Origin of the sequence: Streptomyces sp. NPDC002698 (assembly GCF_042888945.1) — a bacterium.
Classification (GTDB): domain Bacteria; phylum Actinomycetota; class Actinomycetes; order Streptomycetales; family Streptomycetaceae; genus Streptomyces.
In genome coordinates this window covers 270,570-290,857 of record NZ_JBIAQM010000001.1, presented here as the reverse complement: position 1 = coordinate 290,857, position 20,288 = coordinate 270,570, and the positions used below count along the sequence as shown (strand labels likewise).

The 20,288-nt window shown below is 71.9% G+C and carries 18 protein-coding genes and 2 tRNA genes; 8 read left to right on the top strand and 12 right to left on the bottom strand.

Features of this window, described 5'->3' with window-relative positions; genetic code table 11:
- Window positions 1–21 precede the first annotated feature (21 nt).
- From ACFYW9_RS01280 to ACFYW9_RS01250, 7 genes are all read right to left on the bottom strand, one after another.
- Window positions 22–1,002 (bottom strand): hypothetical protein, encoded by a 981-nt coding sequence (locus tag ACFYW9_RS01280; protein ID WP_326785606.1) that lies wholly within the window; start codon window positions 1,000–1,002, stop codon window positions 22–24.
- A 153-nt stretch (window positions 1,003–1,155) separates the two neighbouring features.
- A complete protein-coding gene (locus ACFYW9_RS01275) occupies window positions 1,156–2,379 on the bottom strand; it encodes a metal-dependent phosphohydrolase (RefSeq protein ID WP_389143567.1) in 1,224 nt (407 codons plus the stop codon).
- Window positions 2,380–2,450: 71 nt separating this feature from the next.
- The gene (locus ACFYW9_RS01270; RefSeq protein WP_389143060.1) at window positions 2,451–3,806 is read right to left on the bottom strand and encodes an HD-GYP domain-containing protein; all 1,356 of its coding nucleotides are present in this window, start codon (window positions 3,804–3,806) and stop codon (window positions 2,451–2,453) included.
- A gap of 180 nt (window positions 3,807–3,986) precedes the next feature.
- Window positions 3,987–4,289 carry a mycothiol system anti-sigma-R factor gene (gene rsrA / locus ACFYW9_RS01265; RefSeq protein ID WP_351859208.1) on the bottom strand — a complete coding sequence of 101 codons (303 nt, stop codon included), beginning with the start codon at window positions 4,287–4,289 and terminating at the stop codon, window positions 3,987–3,989.
- Window positions 4,286–4,978, bottom strand: a complete 693-nt coding sequence (sigR, locus tag ACFYW9_RS01260) for an RNA polymerase sigma factor SigR (protein ID WP_351859206.1) — start codon at window positions 4,976–4,978, stop codon at window positions 4,286–4,288. Before sigR ends, rsrA begins: the two co-directional genes overlap by 4 nt.
- Before the next feature lie 255 nt (window positions 4,979–5,233).
- Window positions 5,234–5,869, bottom strand: coding sequence for an alpha/beta family hydrolase (locus ACFYW9_RS01255; RefSeq protein WP_351859203.1), 636 nt, complete (start codon window positions 5,867–5,869; stop codon window positions 5,234–5,236).
- 61 nt (window positions 5,870–5,930) lie between these two features.
- Entirely contained in the window at window positions 5,931–6,746 is an 816-nt protein-coding gene (locus ACFYW9_RS01250; RefSeq protein ID WP_389143055.1) for an SOS response-associated peptidase, read from the bottom strand.
- Window positions 6,747–6,796: 50 nt separating this feature from the next.
- On the opposite strand from ACFYW9_RS01250, the gene ACFYW9_RS01245 reads away from it, so the two are divergent.
- The 4 genes from ACFYW9_RS01245 (at window position 6,797) to ACFYW9_RS01230 (ending at window position 10,486) form a co-directional block, all read left to right on the top strand.
- Complete coding sequence (locus ACFYW9_RS01245) at window positions 6,797–7,528, top strand: M50 family metallopeptidase (protein WP_389143052.1); 732 nt, start codon at window positions 6,797–6,799, stop codon at window positions 7,526–7,528.
- A 147-nt stretch (window positions 7,529–7,675) separates the two neighbouring features.
- On the top strand, window positions 7,676–9,016 hold the full coding sequence (gene aroA / locus ACFYW9_RS01240) for a 3-phosphoshikimate 1-carboxyvinyltransferase (protein WP_351859197.1): 1,341 nt from the start codon (window positions 7,676–7,678) through the stop codon (window positions 9,014–9,016).
- Window positions 9,017–9,032: 16 nt separating this feature from the next.
- The gene (gene rsgA, locus ACFYW9_RS01235; RefSeq protein ID WP_351859195.1) at window positions 9,033–10,046 is read left to right on the top strand and encodes a ribosome small subunit-dependent GTPase A; all 1,014 of its coding nucleotides are present in this window, start codon (window positions 9,033–9,035) and stop codon (window positions 10,044–10,046) included.
- A gap of 116 nt (window positions 10,047–10,162) precedes the next feature.
- Window positions 10,163–10,486, top strand: coding sequence for a multidrug efflux SMR transporter (locus ACFYW9_RS01230; RefSeq protein WP_329301577.1), 324 nt, complete (start codon window positions 10,163–10,165; stop codon window positions 10,484–10,486).
- Window positions 10,487–10,588: 102 nt separating this feature from the next.
- Here the strand turns inward: ACFYW9_RS01230 and ACFYW9_RS01225 are convergent, their stop codons facing one another.
- On the bottom strand, window positions 10,589–11,197 hold the full coding sequence (locus tag ACFYW9_RS01225) for a TetR/AcrR family transcriptional regulator (protein WP_351859192.1): 609 nt from the start codon (window positions 11,195–11,197) through the stop codon (window positions 10,589–10,591).
- Window positions 11,198–11,421: 224 nt separating this feature from the next.
- On the opposite strand from ACFYW9_RS01225, the gene hisN reads away from it, so the two are divergent.
- The 4 genes from hisN (at window position 11,422) to ACFYW9_RS01205 (ending at window position 14,599) form a co-directional block, all read left to right on the top strand.
- Window positions 11,422–12,222 (top strand): histidinol-phosphatase, encoded by an 801-nt coding sequence (gene hisN / locus ACFYW9_RS01220; RefSeq protein ID WP_326785616.1) that lies wholly within the window; start codon window positions 11,422–11,424, stop codon window positions 12,220–12,222.
- Between the two features lie 210 nt (window positions 12,223–12,432).
- Window positions 12,433–13,119, top strand: coding sequence for a hypothetical protein (locus tag ACFYW9_RS01215; RefSeq protein WP_389143045.1), 687 nt, complete (start codon window positions 12,433–12,435; stop codon window positions 13,117–13,119).
- Window positions 13,120–13,555: 436 nt separating this feature from the next.
- A complete protein-coding gene (locus ACFYW9_RS01210) occupies window positions 13,556–13,948 on the top strand; it encodes a CBS domain-containing protein (RefSeq protein ID WP_351859188.1) in 393 nt (130 codons plus the stop codon).
- A 228-nt stretch (window positions 13,949–14,176) separates the two neighbouring features.
- Window positions 14,177–14,599, top strand: a complete 423-nt coding sequence (locus tag ACFYW9_RS01205; RefSeq protein WP_326785619.1) for a Fur family transcriptional regulator — start codon at window positions 14,177–14,179, stop codon at window positions 14,597–14,599.
- 176 nt (window positions 14,600–14,775) lie between these two features.
- Here ACFYW9_RS01205 and ACFYW9_RS01200 read toward each other — a convergent pair.
- The 4 genes from ACFYW9_RS01200 to ACFYW9_RS01185 form a co-directional block, all read right to left on the bottom strand.
- Window positions 14,776–14,849, bottom strand: a tRNA-Met gene (locus ACFYW9_RS01200).
- Between the two features lie 163 nt (window positions 14,850–15,012).
- Window positions 15,013–16,863: a sel1 repeat family protein gene (locus ACFYW9_RS01195; RefSeq protein ID WP_351859186.1), complete on the bottom strand. Its 1,851-nt coding sequence runs from the start codon at window positions 16,861–16,863 to the stop codon at window positions 15,013–15,015.
- 226 nt (window positions 16,864–17,089) lie between these two features.
- Window positions 17,090–17,163, bottom strand: a tRNA-Met gene (locus tag ACFYW9_RS01190).
- Window positions 17,164–17,205: 42 nt separating this feature from the next.
- Window positions 17,206–20,193, bottom strand: coding sequence for a UPF0182 family protein (locus ACFYW9_RS01185; protein ID WP_389143564.1), 2,988 nt, complete (start codon window positions 20,191–20,193; stop codon window positions 17,206–17,208).
- Window positions 20,194–20,288 lie beyond the last annotated feature (95 nt).

Genomic DNA, 20,288 nt, shown 5'->3' with positions numbered 1-20,288 from the left:
GACTACAGCCTAAAGGTGCGCTCAGCAGACCTCTTCCAGATCCCGCCAGTCACGGGAGTCCGGACTGTCGGCGACCCAGCCGTCGAGCAGGCCGCGCACCAGCGAGGCCGGCGCCGCGAGCCCGCACTCCCGCTCGGGCACCCACAGCTGCCCGTCGGTGCGGTGGCCGAGCGGACCCGGGTGCCCCGGCTCGCTGTGGTCGTGCGGGTCGAGGTGTTCCTCGTCGCCCTCGTCGGACGGCATCCGGGACTCGGAGCACATCCGGCACAGCAGCCGCACGGACGAGGACCAGTCCTCCGCGGCGAAGCCGGCGTCGGCGGCGAGCCGCTCCAGCGCGTCCCGGTCGTCCTCGGTGGCCGCCTCGAGCAGGACGACCCAGGTGGGCACCGGCGAGGGCGCCCACAGCTCGATCTCGTCGAAGACCGGGTAGGCGTGCCCGGCGGCCGTGGTCCGCTCGCCGTGCGGAACGCCGTCGTGCAGCACGACCTCGCCCCAGCGGCGCCCGGAGGACGGCAGCGGGATCGACAGCACCTCGACGCGGGCGGGGTCCAGCCGACGCCCCCACACCACCTCGGCCTCGCCCTCCGGCGACAGCCTCACGGCCGCGCTGCCGAGGTCCATGCCCACGGGCTCGCCCGAGACGGCGGCACCGCCGGGCACCCGCAGCCCGTACGCCTGCCAGGAACGCCGCGCCAGCGGCCAGTCCTGCAGCGCGGTGGCCGCGATCCCCACGTTCCACCAGTCGGGTGCGCCGGTCTCGCGGTCGAGCAGGGCGACGGCCCGCAGGCCCGCTGCCCGCGCCTGCTCCCAGTCGTGCCGGAACTTGTGCAGCAGAGCCAGGTTGAACCAGGACTCGGACAGCCAGGGCTCCAGGTCAGCGGCACGCGTCAGCAGCGCTCCCGCGTCCTCGTACCGGCCGTCGCCGATCAGCGTGAACGCACGGTCGGTGGCCTGCCGCCATGAGGCGGAGGGCCGGTGTCGTCCCTTGCCGAAGATCCTCACGATTCCCGCCTGCCAGTTCCTGGTGTTACCCGCCTGCCGGTCCTTCGAAGAGTCCCTGGGAGGCAGTGCAGCCCCGGGCCGGCCCACGCCCCCTGACACCCTCTCCCTCGCATCCAACCACGTACCTTCGGACGGCCGCTCATTACCCATGGGTTACCCAGCCCGGGGCAAGGTCAGACCGGCCCGGGACAGGACCCGGGCCAGTGCCTCCACGACCTCCGGCTGGTAGTCGCGGGCGGTGGCCAGCCGCAGCTTCTCCAGCGCGGTCAGCGCCCCTGTGGGCCCTGCTGCCCGGGCCATCTCCTCGTATGCGTTCACGGTCCGCACGATGCGCGCGGTGACCGGCTGCTCCCGGTACGGGTCCGCCTGCCGCTCCACCACGACGGCGACCTCGGCCTCCACCCCGGTCTGCCGTACGACGGCGCCGCCGAGCAGCGCGATCCGCCGCTGCTCGGCCGCCGGAAGCGCGGCGGTGGCGCCGGCCGGCACCGGGTCGACCAGGCTGAGCTGCCCGATGTCGTGCATCAGCGCCGCGTACTCCAGGACGGTGAGGCCGGGCTCGGACAGGCCCAGCTCGCGGCCCACGGCCCGGCTGAGGGCGGCCACCCGCCGGGCGTGACCGGCCGGTGTGTACCCGGCGATCTCGGTCGCGCGCGCGAGGGACGCGATCGTCTGCCGGTAGGTGACCCGCACGGCCGCGTAGCGCCGGAAGGAGAGCTGGGTGAGCAGCAGCGGCAGCGAGAAGACGGGCAGGGCCCACAGTCCGGCCACCGCGACCGCGAGTGCCATCACGGCCCCGGTCGCGCACACCGCCGAACCGATCCCGAGGGTGGCCCGCAGTTCGTCGCGCAGCAGCGGCCCGAACGGCCACCGGGTCCGCGCGTGGGCCGTCACCGCCGCGAGCACGGCGTCCCACAGGGTGGTGAGGACCAGCAGCGCGACCAGCAGCAGGGCCTGCGCCGAGCCGCTCCATTCCAGCAACCTGCCCTGGTCGTAGAGGGGTTGGAAGCAGACGGCGGCGAAGGTGACGGTCAGGACGCGGCGGGAGAGATGGTCGAGCGTCGGCGCCTGTCCCCGTGCCACGTGCGGAACGCAGCCGATCAGTGCCGCCGCCACGACCACGGCGACGACCTGGAGGACACCGTGGTCGGTGCGGTGCCCGGCGTTCTCGCCGAGCAGCGCGTACGCGAGGGCTCCGGCGGCCCCGAGGGGTGCGGACTCCCGTTCCTCGGCCCCGCTCCACCGGGCGAGCTCGCCGACGGCTATGAGCAGGCCGAAGGCCAGCGCCGTGCCGCGCTGGTCGAGTCCTTCCCAGAGGGTGCCGCCGAGCCCGAGGAGCGCGAGGAGAAGGGCGAGGGCGCGCACCGCCGCGAGCAGGGCGGGGGTCCTCCCGGCCGGCGCGGGACGGGGTGGGCGGGCGGGGGCCTCGCGCCGCGGGGCGGTGGTGCTCACGGCGCGCTCCGCCCGAGGGTGTCGGACGGATACGCCGGCATGCCGGGTGCGAGGGCCGGGGCGGTGTCCGCGGTCACCGCGGGATGCCAGCCGTGCCGGTCGAGCGCCCGTACCAGCGCCGCCACCATCCGGGGGTCGAACTGTGTCCCCGCGCAGCGCCCCAGTTCCTCCAGGGCCGCCCGCACCGGGCGGGCCCTGCGGTAGGACCGGGTCGACGTCATGGCGTCGAACGCGTCGGCGACGGCCACCACCCGGGCGAACTCCGGGATCTGCGGCCCCGCCAGCCCGTACGGATATCCGCTTCCGTCCAGCCGCTCGTGGTGGTGCAGGATCGCCGAGCGGGCCTCGCCGAGGAACCCGATCCCGCGGACCATCTCGTGCCCGTACTCGGGATGCAGCTCGATGACCCGCCGCTCCTCGGGGGTCAGCGGTCCGTCCTTGCGCAACAACCGTGTGGGGACACCGAGTTTGCCGACGTCGTGCAGGATGCCGGCGAACCGGAGCACCTCGACGCGCTCGTCGTGCATGCCCAGTTCACGGGCGATCAGCACGGACGCCCGCCCGACCCGCTCGCTGTGTCCGCGGGTGTAGCCGTCCTTGATGTCGACGGCCTGGACGAGGGCGCGGATGGTGGCCTGGTGGGCGGCCCGTTCGCGGTGGTACTGGGCGAAGACCCAGCAGGAGACGTACATCGGCAGCAGGACGAGGAGCGCGGCGACGGGGCCGTACGGGCTGCGCCAGAGCACCGCCATCATCAGTCCGGCGAGGCCGTGCACGGCGACCGGTGCCAGTGAGCGCGCGAAGAGTCCGTGCCAGGCACCGCGCACCGGAGCGCGCTCGGCCAGGGCGAGGATCCCGCCGTCGAGGACGGTGAGCGCGGCGCTGAAGGTGAGCACCGCGGCCCCGGCGGGCAGGAGCGCGTAGGGGAAATCGGGCGCGACGAGCGCTTCCCGGCCGCCGAGCGCCCCGTACACCCGGGAGGCCGCCCAGACGGAGACGGCGAGCTGGGCCGCGCGCCAGATCCGGCGCGGGCCGCGCGGGCGCTGCTCGACCCGGGCGAGCAGCGCCCCGGGCAGTGCGACGAGGGCGGCGGCGGGCGCGGGCAGCAGGAACGCACCGGCCAGCAGGACGGGGAGGAAGGCGCCCATCCCCTGGGTGGCGTCGCCGCCGGGTGTGCCGGCTCCGTGCGGCCGGAGCGGCAGCGTGACGCGCTCGCAGCCCGCGTACAGCACGGCGAGCAGCGCGACGATCTCCCAGGGGACGCGCAGCTGCGGCAGGGGAGCCAGACAGGCGAGAGCCAGGAGAACGACACCGGCCACGTACGCACGGGCCCACGCCGGAACCGAACCCATCCCCGAACCTCCCCCGTACCTCCCCCGGTCTCAGGCTCGGAGCCTAGGGCGGGAGAGAGGGAGTGGGGACGGGTATGTGCGAATCCGCGGGCTCCAGGCCCGCGGATTAGCACGTTCGGGTGATAAAAGGAGGGCCGGGAGGTCGCGGCCGGGGCCCTCGCGGAGGAGGGCCGCCCGGGGTCAGGACTCCTGGGCCGTCGCGGTCACGTCGTGCTCGGGCACGGTCTGTCCTGAGCGGATCAGATCGATGCGGCCCATGACCTTGGCCCGCAGATCGGTCGGCACGTCGTCATGGCCGCAGCACCGCTTGACCAGCTTCTTGACGGCCTGCTCGAGGCCGTACTTCTCCAGGCACGGGGAGCACTCTTCGAAGTGGACCTCGAACTTGGTGCAGTCCGCGTCCGGCATCTCACGATCGAGGAACTCGTACAGGTGATCGAGTACCTCACTGCAATCCGTCTCGTGCGGCTCTCCGCAGCTCATGAGCCCGAGCCTTTCGCTTCGTTCGACTCTCCGGCGCCGGCGGGGACCAGCCCGCGGTCACGGGCGTAGTCCTCCAGCATGCCGCGCAGTTGGCGACGACCCCGGTGCAGCCGGGACATCACCGTACCGATGGGTGTCCCCATGATGTCCGCGATCTCCTTGTACGCAAAGCCCTCTACGTCCGCGAGATAGACGGCGATGCGGAATTCCTCGGGGATCGCCTGCAGCGCTTCCTTGACGTCGGAGTCGGGCAGGTGGTCCAGCGCCTGCGACTCGGCGGAACGAAGGCCGGTCGACATGTGCGACTCGGCGCGCGCCAGCTGCCAGTCCTCGATCTCCTCGGCCGCACTGCGCTGGGGTTCGCGCTGCTTCTTGCGGTACGAGTTGATGAAGGTGTTGGTGAGAATGCGGTACAGCCACGCCTTGAGGTTCGTGCCCTCACGGAACTGGTGGAAGGACGCGTACGCCTTGGCGTACGTCTCCTGCACCAGGTCCTCGGCATCGGCCGGATTGCGTGTCATCCGCAGGGCGGCCGAGTACATCTGGTCGAGGAATTCGAGCGCGTCCCGCTCGAAGCGCGCGGTGCGCTCGGCGGAGGTCTCCGCCGGCGCGTCGCTCGTGCCCTGGCCCTCGGGCTGCTCCGCCTGGCCGTTTTCGGTCCCTGCGTCGGTCCCAGTGACCGGACCCACCTCCTCCAGCGACGTAGCGAGACCGAGACCGGTCCCACTGGAATCGGAGGATAGACGAACATCATGCCCGCCCGCCGCCCGAATCGGGGCGTTCTTGCCCGCGTGCAGCACCGTCCAGTCCAGGTCAGCGCGGCTGCTGCGGCTCGGGCAGAAGGTCGAACCCATGCGGCGGACTTCCTCTCGTACGAACGGTGCAGCACGCTGCGTGCTGTCTGATCCGCACAACAGAAGACCGTCACTCTGCATTCCCGGCCGTCACCCGAGTGACGCGGCCCACCCGACGACACCGTCCGTGATGATCTTCAGCGCCTCCTCCTGGGCGAGCGGGGCCCGCTTCGGGACGGCGAAACCGTGGTCGCCGTAGGGCACGACGACGTCCGGCCCGTATCCCTCGGGGAATTCCTCCGGGCGCCCGAACGGGTCATGGGCGCCCTGGACGACCAGCAGGGGCGCACCGCCGAGGGCCGCCGCGAACAGTTCCTCCTCGCGGGACTTCTCGGGCCTGCCCGGCGGGTGCAGGGGAAAACTCAGGGCGAGCACTCCCGCGGCGCCCAGCTCCACCGCGGTCCTGCACGCCACCCGGGCGCCCGCGCTGCGGCCTCCGGACACCACGGGCAGGCCCTGCCGTGCCAGCGCCGGCCACACCCCCCGCCATCCCACGTCCAGCGTCCTCGGCGCGGGCGCCACCTTCTTCCCGGCCACCCGCCAGGGCTGCTCGACGAGCGCGACGCTCACCCCGTGGGCGGGCAGCACCTCGGCGAGCGCCCGCAGGTCCCGGGCCTCGATGCCGCCGCCCGCGCCGTGGCTCACGGCGAGGACGAGCCGCGCCCCGGCCGCCCGGTGCCAGGTGATCCGGGCCGCGCCGGCGTCCGTCCCGACGGTCTCGCTCACGTCGCTGATCCTCGTCACGTCAGAGCTGATCCTCGTCACATCAGAGCTGATCCTCGTCACGTCAGAAGAGTGTGCCCTCCTCGGGCCCCTCCAGCTCCGTCAGCAGCTCCGCCCCGTTGTTGCGGACGTTGCTGACCGCGGTGGAGACGGGGTACGCGCGCATCAGCCCGGTGGGCGGCGGCGCGAGCAGGTCACGCAGTTCGTCCGGGTCCGTGCGGGACGGGTCGAGCCAGCTGTCCCAGCGGTCGGGGGTGAGCATCAGGGGCATCCGCGGGTGGATGTCGGCCAGCGCCCGCGGGCCCTCAGCGGGAGCCACCGCGAGCGGTGCCGTCTCCGCCTCGGTCGTGATGACCGAGCAGGTCGCCCACCAGGCCAGCGGATGCTCGTCCGGCAGCGTCCGGTCGCGCCAGAACTCGTACAGTCCCGCCATCGCGAAGACCGAACCGTCCGCCGGCGTCACGAAGTACGGCTGCTTGCGCGGCCGCTTCTTCCTGCCCTTGACCTCCAGCTCGCGCTCGGCGTCGCCGGTGACCCACTCGTAGTAGCCGTCGGCGGGGATGACACAGCGCCGGGCGGCGAAGGCACGGCGGTACGAGGGCTTCTCGTGCACCGTCTCCGCGCGCGCGTTGATCATCCGGGCGGCGCCCTCGGGCGTCTTGGCCCAGGACGGGACGAGTCCCCACTTGAGCCTGCGCAGCTGGCGAACCGGGTCCGGGCTGTCCGCGTCCTTCACAGGGCGGTCGAGGACGACGTAGACCTCCTTCGTCGGAGCCACGTTGTAGTCGGGCGCCAGAGTCTCCTCCGCGTCCCATCTCTCGACCTCAAAGGTTGCTGCGAGATCCTCGGGTCCACGACTGGCTGCATACCGTCCGCACATACGTGCAACACTGCCAGATTCCGCGCCACGAAAGGGAGCCACCGCCGACAATGGACAGCACCGCATCCACCTCGCTGGCCTCGCTCAGCTCCCTGTGGGACGAGGTTTTCGGCACCCAGCCGGACCCCGACCTGTGGGTGGTGATCGCCACCATGGCCGCGGCCCTCGCGGCGATCGTCCCGCACGGCGTCTGGCGTGTCTCCCGCAACGCCATCACCATCGCGCACGAGGGCGGCCACGGTCTGGTCGCCCTGCTGACCGGGCGCAGCCTCAGCGGCATCCGGCTGCACTCCGACACCAGCGGCCTGACCGTCAGCCGCGGCAAGCCGACCGGCCTCGGCATGATCCTCACGGCGGCGGCCGGGTACACCGCTCCCCCGCTGCTCGGCCTCGGCGGCGCCGCGCTGCTCGGCGCGGGCCACATCACCCTGCTGCTGTGGGTGGCCACGGCCCTGCTCATAGCCATGCTGGTGATGATCCGCAACGCGTACGGCGCGCTCACCGTGATCCTCACCGGCGGCACCTTCCTGCTGGTGTCCTGGCTCGCCGGACCCCAGGTACAGGCCGCGTTCGCGTACGCCGTGGTGTGGTTCCTGCTCCTCGGCGGCGTCCGCCCGGCCTTCGAACTCCAGGCGAAGCGGACCCGGGGCGGCGCGGGCGACTCCGACGCGGACCAGCTGTCACGGCTGACGCACGTACCGGCCGGGCTGTGGCTGTTCCTCTTCCACACCGTGTCGCTGTGCTCGCTGATGGGCGGCGGGCGCTGGCTGCTGGGGCTGTGAGCGGCGGACCACCGCTCACAGGGCGCCGAGCCGCGCCGCGGCCGTCCGCCGCGCTCCCGGGACACCCCTGTCCGGCTCCCCCGGGCGGGCGTCACCGGCGGTGACGGACCGGCGGTTGCCCAGCGCCCTGCCACTAAAGTGGGGCGCATGACCGTGAACCCCGCCCACACCGCCCTCTGGCCAGCCCCGCACGCAAGCGGAGCCGTCGACGCGACGGTTCACGTGCCGGGGTCCAAGTCGGTCACCAACCGCGCTCTCGTCCTGGCCGCGCTGGCCTCCGAGCCGGGCTGGCTGCGCCGCCCGCTGCGTTCCCGCGACACCCTGCTGATGGCCGGCGCGCTGCGCGCGATGGGCGTGGGCATCGAGGAGACCGTCGCCTCCAGCTCGACGGTCGCGGCGGGCCCGGACGCCTCCGGCGAGGCCTGGCGGGTCATCCCCTCGGGCCTGCGCGGCCCGGCCACGGTCGACGTCGGCAACGCCGGCACCGTCATGCGCTTCCTTCCCCCCGTCGCCGCGCTCGCGGACGGTCCCATCCGCTTCGACGGCGACCCGCGGTCGTACGAACGTCCGCTGCACGGCGTGATCGACGCGCTGCGCCTGCTCGGCGCCCGGATCGACGACGACAGCCGCGGCGCACTTCCGCTGACGGTGCACGGCGGCGGCGCCCTGGACGGCGGCCCGGTGGAGATCGACGCGTCGTCGTCCTCCCAGTTCGTGTCCGCCCTGCTGCTCTCCGCCCCGCGCTTCAACCAGGGCGTCGAGGTCCGGCACACCGGCTCGACCCTCCCGTCCATGCCGCACATCCGGATGACCGTGGACATGCTGCGCGCGGTCGGCGCCCAGGTGGACACCCCGGAGTCGGGCGGCGAGCCGAACGTGTGGCGGGTGACGCCGGGCGCGCTGCTCGGCCGCGACCTGATCATCGAGCCGGACCTGTCGAACGCCCAGCCGTTCCTGGCGGCGGCCCTGGTGACCGGCGGCACGGTCGTCGTCCCCGACTGGCCGGCCCACACCACCCAGCCCGGTGACCGGCTGCGGGAGATCTTCACCGAGATGGGTGGTTCCTGCGAACTGACCGAGGCGGGGCTCCGGTTCACCGGTTCGGGTGCCGTCCACGGCATCGACGTGGACCTGGGCGAGGTCGGTGAGCTCACCCCGGGCATCGCCGCGGTCGCGGCGCTCGCCGACTCCCCCTCCACGCTGCGGGGCGTGGCCCATCTGCGGCTGCACGAGACGGACCGGCTGGCCGCGCTCACCAAGGAGATCAACGAACTCGGCGGCGACGTCACCGAGACCGCGGACGGCCTGCACATCCGACCGCGCCGACTGCACGGCGGCATCTTCCACACGTACGACGACCACCGCATGGCGACGGCCGGCGCGATCATCGGGCTGGCGGTGGAGGGCGTCCAGATCGAGAACGTGGCGACGACGGCGAAGACCCTGCCCGACTTCCCCGACCTGTGGACCGGGATGCTCGGGAACTGACGGGCGGACCTGGATCATGCGCCGATACGGCAAGAACACCGACGAGGACGACATCCGTCAGCGCCCGAACCGCAAGGGCAACCGTCCCCGTACGAACATCCGTCCCAAGCACGAGGAGGCCGTCGAGGGCATGGTCCTCACGGTCGACCGCGGCCGGCTGACCTGTCTGGTCGAGGGCCGCGCCGTGATGGCCATGAAGGCGCGCGAACTGGGCCGCAAGGCCGCCGTCGTCGGCGACCGGGTGGCCATCGTCGGCGACCTGTCCGGCGAGAAGGACACCCTCGCCCGCATCGTCCGCATCGAGCCGCGCGGCTCGGTGCTGCGCCGCACGGCCGACGACGACGATCCGTACGAGCGCGTGGTCGTCGCCAACGCCGACCAGCTCGCCATCGTCACCGCCCTCGCGGACCCCGAGCCGCGCCCCCGCCTGATCGACCGCTGTCTGGTGGCGGCCTTCGACGGCGGCCTGACCCCGCTCCTCGTGCTCACGAAGTCGGACCTGGCCCCGCCGGACAAGTTCCTGGAGCTGTACGGAGCGCTGGACATCCCGTACGTGGTGACCAGCCGCGAGGAGCTGCGCAGCGAGGCCGCCGCCGACCGGGTGCGCGAGCAGCTGGACGGCAGGATCACGGCGTTCGTCGGTCACTCGGGCGTCGGCAAGACGACCCTGGTGAACGCGCTGGTGCCGCCCGAGCAGCGCCGGACGACCGGACACGTCAACGCGGTCACGGGCCGCGGCCGGCACACCACCACCTCGGCACTGGCCCTGCCGCTGGCGGGCAGCGCCGGAGGCTGGGTCGTCGACACCCCGGGCGTCCGTTCGTTCGGCCTGAACCACGTCGACCCGTCCCGGGTCATCCACGCCTTCCCCGATCTCGAACCGGGCACCGAGGGCTGCCCCCGGGCGTGCAGCCACGACGAACCGGACTGCGCGCTCGACCAGTGGGTGGCCGACGGCCACGCGGACCCGCAGCGGCTGTACTCGCTGCGCCGGCTGCTGGCCACACGCGAACGCCGCGAGGGCGACTGACGTCCCCGTGTTTGCGCGTGCCCCTGGTCGGTAAGGGCTTCTCCGGGTCGGTGAATGCATAATCGCACCGACCCGGTCCGGGCCGGCAGTCGACGTGCGATGCGGGAGGACAAGACATGGCGTGGCTGCTGGTCGTTGTGGCGGGACTGCTCGAAACCGGCTTCGCCGTCTGCCTGAAGCTTTCCCACGGTTTCACCAGACTCTGGCCCACCGTGGCCTTCTGCGTCTTCGCCCTCGGCAGCTTCGGGCTGCTGACCCTCTCCCTGAAGAAGCTCGACGTCGGTCCGGCCTACGCGGTGTGGACCGGCATCGGCGCGGCGGGCACCGCCATCTACGGCATGATCTTCCTCGACGACCTGGTCTCGGTCCTCAAGATCGTCTCGATCAGCCTGGTCATCGCCGGTGTCATCGGGCTCCAGCTCTCGGGGTCGGCGCACTGAGCACACACCCCCTGAGCGCGCGTGCCGTGAGCGCGTACTCCATGAGCGCGCATGCCGTGAGTGCGCGCCCCCTGGCGGCAGTCGGGCTCGAGGCGCCCGCCCTCAGACTCCGAGCCGGTGGGAGGACGCCAGCGCGGTCCTGACCAGTTCCGCGGCACCGCCCCGGGCGGGCGGCGCGACGACGCACGACAGCGCGAGCCGGGTGACCAGTTCGCAGGTCCGGGTGACCTCGGGGGTGTCCGCCCGGGACAGGGTGAGCGCCGCGACCGCGCGGTCGCGGACCAGTACCACGAAGTCGGCGGGCGAGGGCAGCGGTCCGTCGGCCCGCCGCTGCGCGGGCACCGGAGACGACGAGGGCACGGCGGACAGCGCGGGCGAGGGCAGCCGCTCGCTCCAGCTTCCGGTGAGCATCGCCCGCACCAGCGCGTTGCTGCGGGCCGTCGAGGTGGTCCACTCGGCGGTCGCGGCCAGCCGGTCCCGCGCGTCCGTGTGAGCGGCCAGGGCCCGGTCGACACCCGCGAGATAGGCGTCGGCCTCCCGCCGTACGAGGGCGCGCGCCAGGCCTTCCTTGCTCCCGAACTCGTTGTAGAGCGTCTGGCGTGACACTCCGGCCACCGCGGCCACATCGACCATCCGCACCGCGGACCACGGCCGGCGCGCGAGTGCCGTATAGGCGGCGTCCAAGAGCGATTCGCGCGCTGCGGGCATCATCGCCTCCTCGGGGCGAGCGGCTCTGGAGCCAGGTTTGACGCGTGCGGAAGCACTGTCAAGGGGTCGCGGCGGCCCCGCGGGGCGCGCAACCGAAGCCGTGCGCGCCCGGACCGGGCACGAGCCCCCGGGGCCGCTCCCCCACCGGGCGCCGGCGCGGCCGGGCCCGCGGATCACCTGCCGGTCCTGTGTAGCCCCGTCACGACGCGGGCAGATACGGTTCACCCATGCCCGACTACCGCGATGACCTGCGCCTCGCCCATGTCCTGGCGGACGCCGCCGACGCCGCGACGATGGACCGCTTCAAGGCGCTCGACCTGAAGGTCGAGACCAAGCCGGACATGACACCGGTGAGCGAGGCGGACAAGGCCGCCGAGGAACTCATCCGCGGCCATCTCCAGCGGGCCAGGCCGCGCGACGCGGTCCTCGGCGAGGAGTACGGCATCGAGGGCACGGGCCCCCGCCGCTGGGTCATCGACCCGATCGACGGCACCAAGAACTACGTCCGCGGTGTGCCCGTGTGGGCCACGCTGATCTCCCTGATGGAGGCGGGCGAGGGCGGCTACCAGCCGGTCGTCGGCGTCGTCTCCGCCCCCGCGCTCGGCCGTCGCTGGTGGGCGGCGAAGGGGCACGGCGCGTTCACCGGCCGCAGCCTGTCCTCCGCGTCCCGTCTGCGGGTGTCCGAGGTCTCGCGGATGGCCGACGCGTCCTTCGCGTACTCCTCGCTGTCCGGCTGGGAGGACCAGGGCCGTCTGGACGGTTTCCTCGATCTCACGAAGGCGGTCTGGCGCACCCGCGGTTACGGCGACTTCTGGCCGTACATGATGGTCGCCGAGGGCTCGGTCGACATCTGCGCCGAACCCGAGCTGTCGCTCTGGGACATGGCGGCGAACGCGATCATCGTGACCGAGGCCGGCGGCGCCTTCACCGGCCTCGACGGACGCCCCGGCCCGCACAGCGGCAACGCGTCCGCGTCGAACGGCCTCCTCCACGACGAGATGCTGGGGTATTTGAACCAGCGCTACTGAGGCGACCGGCGTCCTGACCAACGCGTTTCCCCTGGCTTCAGGCTCCCTGGGCCGTCGTGGGGCCGTCATCGGTGGCCGGGCCGCTCGGGAAAGGCCCGGTTCACCGCCTCCCGCGAGGATCTCGGATCCGGCGCGGCTGCTGAGTCGAGAAACCGTCGTGCGAGGATTCGGCGTCAAGATCTGACCGACCGGGCCGACCGGGCCGACCGAATGGTGCCCGGCGGTCGGCGTGCCGAGGAAGAGCGCATGCGTACCGACACGATCAACGCCGGGCGGACCGCCGCCGTCGCCGTGGGAGCGATTCTCGCCACCGGATGCGGCGCGGGCACCGAACCCGCAGACCCGGTCGCGGCTACTGCCTCTGCCGCTTCTTCCTCTTCTTCCTCTTCTTCCTCTTCCTCGGCATCGGTGCCCTTCGGCCAGAAGGCCGTTCGGACGGACCTGCGAGCGGCCGTCGCGGCAGCGGGACTGACGGGCGGCAAGGTGGTGGCGGGGCTCGGCGTTCCCCAGCGGCCACAGACCCGCGCCGACACCGGTAAGGGACGCAAAGCCGCCGCTCTCGCCACCCGGCTGACTCCCTGCGTGGTCTCCTACCACTCCCCGGACGCCGCCGATCCGGCAAACACACCGGCTGACGCACCGGCTGACGCGCGGCGGCAACTGAAAGTCGTGCTGTCCGGTCTCGTGGCGCGGGGCTGGAAAGAGAGCACGCCGCCGCAGGAGGAACCGGTCGGGGACAACGGCACCTCCTTCATGGCTTCGTACGCGAAGAAGGGCTGGCACCTCTACGCCCGGCATGTCGCAGCGCCGTCGCTCGACCGGATGACGGTCATGGCCACGGAGGAAGCCTGCTTCGGCCGGCTCACCGATGAGGAGCGAGCCCTCATCGAGGGCTGAAGGGTGTCGCACAAGTCCGGCGCGACGTGATGGCGCACCTCGCCCGGCCGGGTGTTCCCTACCGGCGCCACCGAGTGGCCGGAGGCGGCCGTGACATGACGGTGGCTCGCACGGCCGCCGCCGGGCGGCCTGCCGCGGGCACGCCCGAGGAATCGCTCGTCGAGCGGTCCGGTCCGCCGCCCTGACGGTCCCGCCTCGCCGTACGGCGTCCCGGGGACCGGCGATACCGCTGGGGCGCCTGCGCGGCCCTGCCTGACCCCGGGACCGCTGAGCAACCCCGGGCGCCCCCGAACTCGCGGCACGCGCCCCCTTGTTGACCCTCTCTTTAACTGCGACTCTGAGAGCTCCCCCACTTGTGAACTTGTGAACCGCTTCTCTTTGCGCTCCGTCGAGGAGCCGGGGAGCCCGCGGCTCACCGAGGAGGTGGCTCCAGCCCATGCTCGTCCGCGACGCCATGAGCACGGTGGTCCTCACCATCGGCCCGGCACACACCCTCCGCCAGTCGGCCCGTCTGATGTCCGCACGCCACGTCGGCGCGGCCGTGGTCCTCGACGAGGACTCGTCCGGCCTCGGCATCCTCACCGAGCGCGACATCCTCAACTCCCTCGCCCACGGCCAGAACCCGGACTCGGAGACAGCCGGCAGCCACACCACCACCGACGTCGTCTTCGCGGCGCCCACCTGGACCCTGGAGGAGGCCGCGGCCGCGATGTCGCACGGCGGCTTCCGGCACCTGGTCGTGCTCGACGGCAACGGTCCGGTGGGCATCGTCTCGGTCCGCGACATCATCCGCTGCTGGGCACCCGTCCGGCAGCAGGTACCGGCCTGAGCGGACCGCCGGGTCCGGCGCGAGCACGTCGGCGCGCCCGAACGGACCGACAGATCCCGTCCGACACCCAGGCGGGCCCGAACTCCCGGGCGAATCCCGGAGGTTCGGGCCCGCCGTCCACACCCGGCACACCGGACTCACCCCGGAGCTGGACCCTGTCCAAGTCAGGTGAAGATCTAAAACCACACTCATTCGGGATCTGGTTCACCTGCTGTTAGGCTGACCGGTATGAGTGACCTGTTGGAACGCCTGCGCGGACGTGGATGGCGTATGACCGCGCAGCGACGTGTCGTGGCCGAGGTCCTCGACGGCGACCACGTCCACCTGACGGCCGACGAGGTGCACGCCCGCGCCGTGGCCAAGCTGCCCGAGATCTCCCGGGCGACCGTCTACAACACGCTGGGCGAGCTGGTCTCGCTCGGTGAGGTGCTGGAAGTCGCCACGGACAAGCGCGCCAAGCGCTACGACCCGAACGCGCACCGTCCGCACCACCACCTGGTGTGCGCCCGGTGCGGGGCGATCCGCGACGTCCATCCGATCGGCAACCCGCTCGGCGACCTCCCCGACTCGGAGCGCTTCGGCTTCACCGTCTCGAACGTCGAGGTGACCTACCGCGGCGTCTGCCCCGACTGCGCGGCCATGGCGGCGTAGAGGCACGCGGACGCCCACGCACGCACACGAACCCCGGCACGCCACGCGCGCCGGGGCTTTTCGTTCCCGCGTGGTGGCGGCTGCTTCCCGTTCGCTGTTCGCTGTCGCGTTTCCGCGCAGGCCCGCAAACGCACCGAGGGCCGGAACCCTTTCGGATTCCGGCCCTCGGCCTTCAGTAGCGGGGACAGGATTTGAACCTGCGACCTCTGGGTTATGAGCCCAGCGAGCTACCGAGCTGCTCCACCCCGCGTCGATGAACTGAACAGTACGTCAAGAGCGTGGCCCGCGCAAATCCATTGACCAGGGGGTCCGAAGGCCGTCCTCCGGCCCCCGGCGCCCCCGCGCCCGGGGCGGTTCCCCGGGCGACGGGGCCCGGCCGGGGTGCCCGGTCGGCCCGGACACCCGGCCGCCTCTCACGCGGACAGTTCCTCCCGCAAGGCGTCCCGCAGCCGCGCCGCCCGCTCGGAGACCTCCGCCGGCCCCAGCGACACGGCCCGGTCGGCCCAGCGCTGCCCCTCGGCGAGCTCCCCGCGCCGCGCGTACACGAGCGCCAGCCGGAGCGCAGCCCGCCCGTGGCCCGCGTCGGCCGCGCGAGTCCACCACAGCGCCGCTTCCGGCTCGCTCCCCTCGCGGGCGAGCAGCAGCCCGAGGTTGAAGGCGCCGTTGCGCGATCCGGCCTCGGCGGCCTCGCGGTACCAGCGCGCCGCCTCCACCACATCGCCCCGCGCGGCGGCCAGCATCCCGACCCGCACCTGCGCACGCCGGTGCCCCTGGGACGCGGCGCGCTCGTACCACTCCTCGCATTCGCTCTTCTCCTGCGCGGGCTCCCCGAGTTCGTGCGCGGGCGCCGGGGGCCGCCGGGCGTCGAGCACGGCGGCGAGCCGGTAGGCGGCCTCGGCGCTGCCCCCTCCCGCGGCGCACCGCAGATGCCTCTCGGCAGCCGGCTCGTCGCCCTCTCTCAGCCGCGCGATGCCCACCTGGAGCGCCGCCTCCGTGTGTCCGGCGGCGGCGGCACGCTCGTACCACCGCAGCGCCGCGGCGTCGTCGCCCTCCGTGGCGCGTCCCGCGTGCAGGATGCCGAGGTTGAACGCGGCGTCCACGCTCCCGGCCTCCGCGGCCTTGGAGAACCACGGCTCGGCCCCGGCCCCGTCGCCACCCTGGAGCAGCAGGATCGCCAGGGCGTTGGCGGCCTCGCGGTGACCGGCGTACGCGGCCCTGCGGTACCACTGCTCGGCCTGCGCGGTCCGCCCCTGCTCGGCGCAGAGCAGCCCGAGGTTGTACGCGCCGTTCACGTCGCCCGCGTCCATCGCGGCCCGGTACCACCGCTCGGCGGTCTGGGTCTCACCCCGCTCGGCGTGCAGCGCGCCCAGCGCGTTGGCGGCGTTCCCGTCCCCGTCCTGCGCGGCCCGCAGCCACCAGACGGCGGCGCTGTCGGGGTCCCCGGCGTCGCGCAGCAGGAATCCGAGGGCGCATGCGGCGCGCGCCTCCCCGTCCTTGGCGGACGTCAGATACCAGCGCCCGGCCTCCTTGAGGTCGCCGCGCTTCTCCAGGATCGCCCCGAGATGCAGTGCGGCCCTGCGGTGCCCGCGCGCGGCGGCCTGCCGGTACCACTGCTCGGCGGCCTGTCCCGCGGCCCCGATGACACCGTTGTCGCCCACGGCCTCGCCCGAGTCCAGGGCTTTGCGGTCGAGCGCGCGCGCCAGCCGGTACGCGGCCTCGCGGTGCCCGCGCTCCGCGGCGGCCCGCATCCACTGCTCGGCACCCACGTCGCTACGATGCTCCAGCAGATCGGCGAGGGCGTACGCGCCCAGGGCGTGGCCCTGTTCGGCGGACTGGCGCAGCCAGTACTCGGCGGCGGGCTCGTCACCGCGCTCGCGGTGGTGCCGGCCGAGCGCGTGCGCCGCGGCGGCGCTGCCGGCCACGGCGGCGATCCGCCACCATCCGGCGGCCTCGTCGGCATATCCGCGCTGGTAGAGGAGGACACCCAGATTGTTGGCTGCGGCACGGTCGCCCGCGGCGGTGGCCGCGCGCAACTGCGGTTCGGCCGCGTCGAGATCGCCGCGGCGCAGCAGCATGGCCCCGAGGACGCTCATCGCCTCGACGTCGCCGGCCTCCGCGGCCGACCACCGGCGCGCCTCCTCGGCAGCCTCGCCGGTCTCGTCCCGGTCGGAAGGCTGCGTGAGATCCACAGGCCGCTCAAAGTCGGCAGACTGCGCAAACCGCCCTGTATCCAACAGAGTTGCCTTGTCCCCCATAACGTCCATCGTCGCACCACCTGCAACCCGGATACACCTGGTATACCGCAGCCCGTAAGGTCACTTCAGCGTTTTGTCGACATGCCCACAGAGAGACAAGTCAAACACAGAACGCTCAACTCCCCTCGCATGTCGCGGCACTTCATGCGAGTGACCAGGTCACCGGCGCTCCCCGGCGTGGCGTCACACGTCGAAGGCCCGGATCCATGAACTGGATCCGGGCCTTCGACTTCAGTAGCGGGGACAGGATTTGAACCTGCGACCTCTGGGTTATGAGCCCAGCGAGCTACCGAGCTGCTCCACCCCGCGCTGTTGTTCCTCAACCGTACCACGGCGCGGGGTGGGTCCTGATCAGCTGCTTCCGGGGCTCTTCTCGCTGCTCGGACTGCTGCTGGGGCTGCTGCTCGGACTGGGACCGCCGCCGGAACCGCCGCTCTTGTCGGTGCCCTTGCCGTCCGTCTTGTCCGCGCCGGAACCGCCGGCGGCCTTGTCCGCCTTGGCCTGCGCCTCCTCGGCCCGCTTCAGCGCGTCCTCGAGGTCGTTCTGGGCCTCGCCGTACGCCTTCCAGTCACCCTTCTTGAGGGCTTCCTGCCCCTGGTCGAAGGCCTTCTGCGCGTCGGCGAGCGCGGCCTGGACCGTCGGGTTGCTCGACGTGGGCGGTTTCGTGGTGCCCTCGTCCGGCGGCTCGGTCGAACTCTCCGCCTCGAAGACCTTGTTGAGCGCCTGGCCCAGCGTGTCCTCGAAGGCGGTGTTGCCTCCGTAGGTCACCAACACCTTGCGCAGCAGCGGGTACTTGAGGTCGCCACCGCGGACGTAGACCGGTTCCACGTAGAGCAGTCCGCCGTCCAGCGGAACGGTCAGCAGGTTGCCGTACTCGACCTCCGAGTCGCCGCCTCTGAGGAGCCTGATCGACTCGGCGATGGACGGCTCGGAGTTGAACTGGCTCTGCACCCGCTTGGGTCCGTCGACCGTTCTGCCGGTCGGCAGTTTCAGAATGCTGATCTTGCCGTAACCAGCTGTCCCCGCCTCGGCGTTGACCGACACGAACGCGCTCAGGTTGTCACGGCCGTTCGGCGTCATCGTCGTCGTCAGCGAGAACGCCTGCGACGAGTCCCCCGGCAGCTTCATGCTCAGGTAGTACGGAGGCACCGCGCTGCCCGACTTGTTGGTCGGGTCGTCCGGCACCTGCCACACCTCGCTGCCGCTCAGGAACGTCTGGGCGTCCTTCACGTGGTAGCGGGTGAGCAGCTCGCGCTGGACCTTGAACAGGTCCTGCGGATACCGCAGATGGGCCATCAGCTCCGGCGAGATCGACTTCCTCGACTCCACCGTGTCCGGGAACGCCTTCATCCAGGTCTTCAGGACCGGGTCCTTGGTGTCCCACTGGTAGAGCTTGACCGCGCCGGTGTACGCGTCGACGGTCGCCTTCACCGAGTTGCGGATGTAGTTGACCTGGTTCTGCTGGGCCACCACCGCGCGCTGGTCGTTGGCCGCCGTCAGCGAGTCCGCCGTGGTGTCGCCGAGCGTGGTGCGCGAGGCGTACGGATAGCCGTTGGTGGTGGTGTACGCGTCGACGATCCACTGGATCTTCCCGTCGACGACCGCCGGGTAGGCGTCGCCGTCGATGGTCAGCCAGGGGGCCACCGCCTCGACCCGCTCCTTGGGCGTGCGGTTGTAGAGGATCCGCGAACCCTCGCCGATCGCGCCCGAGTACATGATCTGCGGCTCGCCGAACGCCACCGCGTACGCGGCGCGGTTGACCGGGCCGGAGAGGCTGATGCCGCTCTTGCCCTTGTAGCTGGTGGTCTTCTCACCGCTGTCGTCGGAGTAGTCGATCTCCTTCTGGGGACCGCCGACGATCGAGTACTGGGTGGTCTTCTCTCCGTAGTAGATCTGCTGCTGGTACGCGCCCAGGTCACCCTTGGACGGCAGGTCGTACTCGGTGAAGACCGGACGGCCCTCGCTGTCGGCCGTGGTGCCCTTGGACGCGACGACGCCGTATCCGTGCGTGTACCGGAAGTGGTCGTTGATCCAGTTGCTCTTCGGGATGCCCGCGAGGTTCAGCTCGCGCAGACCGATGACCGTGTCCTGGTCCTTGCCGTCCTTGGTGTACCGGTCGACGTCCAGGTTCGACGGGAAGCCGTAGTAGTTCCGCACCTGCTGGAGCTGCTGGAAGGTCGGCGACACGATGTTCGGGTCCATCAGCCGGATGCTGGCGACGGTGTCGGCGTCGTCACGGAGCTCGGCCTTGTCCTTGGTGTCGCTCGCCCCCGCGTAGTCCTGCACGTCGGTGCCGGCGATCCCGTACGCGTCGCGGGTCGCCTTGAGGTTCTTCTCGACGTACGGCGCTTCCTTGGCCTGCTCGTTCGGCTCGACCTGGAACTTCTGGACTATCGCGGGGTACAGGCCGCCGATGAGGACGGCCGAGAGCACCATGAGGCCGAAGCCGATCACCGGCAGCTGCCAGGTGCGCCGCCACAGCGTCGCGAAGAAGAGCAGCGCGCAGATGACGGCGATGCAGAACAGGATCGTCTTGGCCGGCAGGTACGCGTTCGCGTCGACGTACCGCAGACCCGTCCAGTTGCCGGTCGCCTTGAAGTCACTGGACTTCACCGCGAGCCCGTACCGGTCGAGCCAGTAGGCGACCGCCTTCAGGGCGACGAAGACGCCGAGGAGCACCGAGAGGTGTCCGGTGGCCGCGGCCGTGGCACGCGCTCCGGGGCTCGTGATCCGCAGACCGCCGTACAGGTAGTGCGTGAGCGCGGCGGCGATCAGGGAGAGCACGGCGGCGGCGAAGCCGAAGCCGAGCAGGAAGCGGTACCAGGGCAGGTCGAAGGCGTAGAACGAGACGTCGAGGTGGAACTGGGGGTCCTTCTGGTGGAAGGGAACCCCGTTCACCCACATCAGCCACGTGCGCCACTGGCCCGAGGCGGACGCGCCGGCGATCAGCCCCACCAGGGAGGTGATCGCGAGCAGCAGCCAGCGCTTGTAGGGCGCGATGCCCATGCGGTACCGGTCGAGGCTCTGCTGCTCCATCGACATGGCGCTCAGCGGCGGGCGCAGCCGGTGCGCCAGCCAGATGTTGAAGCCCACTGCGGCCGCCATCAGCAGACCGAAGACGAAGAAGAGCCCGATCTTGGTCCACAGTGTGGTGGTGAAGACCGACGAGTAGTGAACCGAGCGGTACCAGAGCCAGTCCGTCCAGAACCCCGCGAACATGACGAAGGCCATGGCCAGTACGGCCAGCACGCCCAGTGTCATGAGCAGGGTCCGGACACGCCGGGACGGCCGGCCCACTCTGATCCGTGGCCCCGTCGGGCCTCCGCCGCGGTCCGGCATCTGGAAAGCCAAGGTGCGCACCTCGAAGTCGCTGTCGAATCCTTCAGGCCTCCGTGTCGGAGGACCGTCAGCAAGGCTCCGTGATCGAGGAGCCT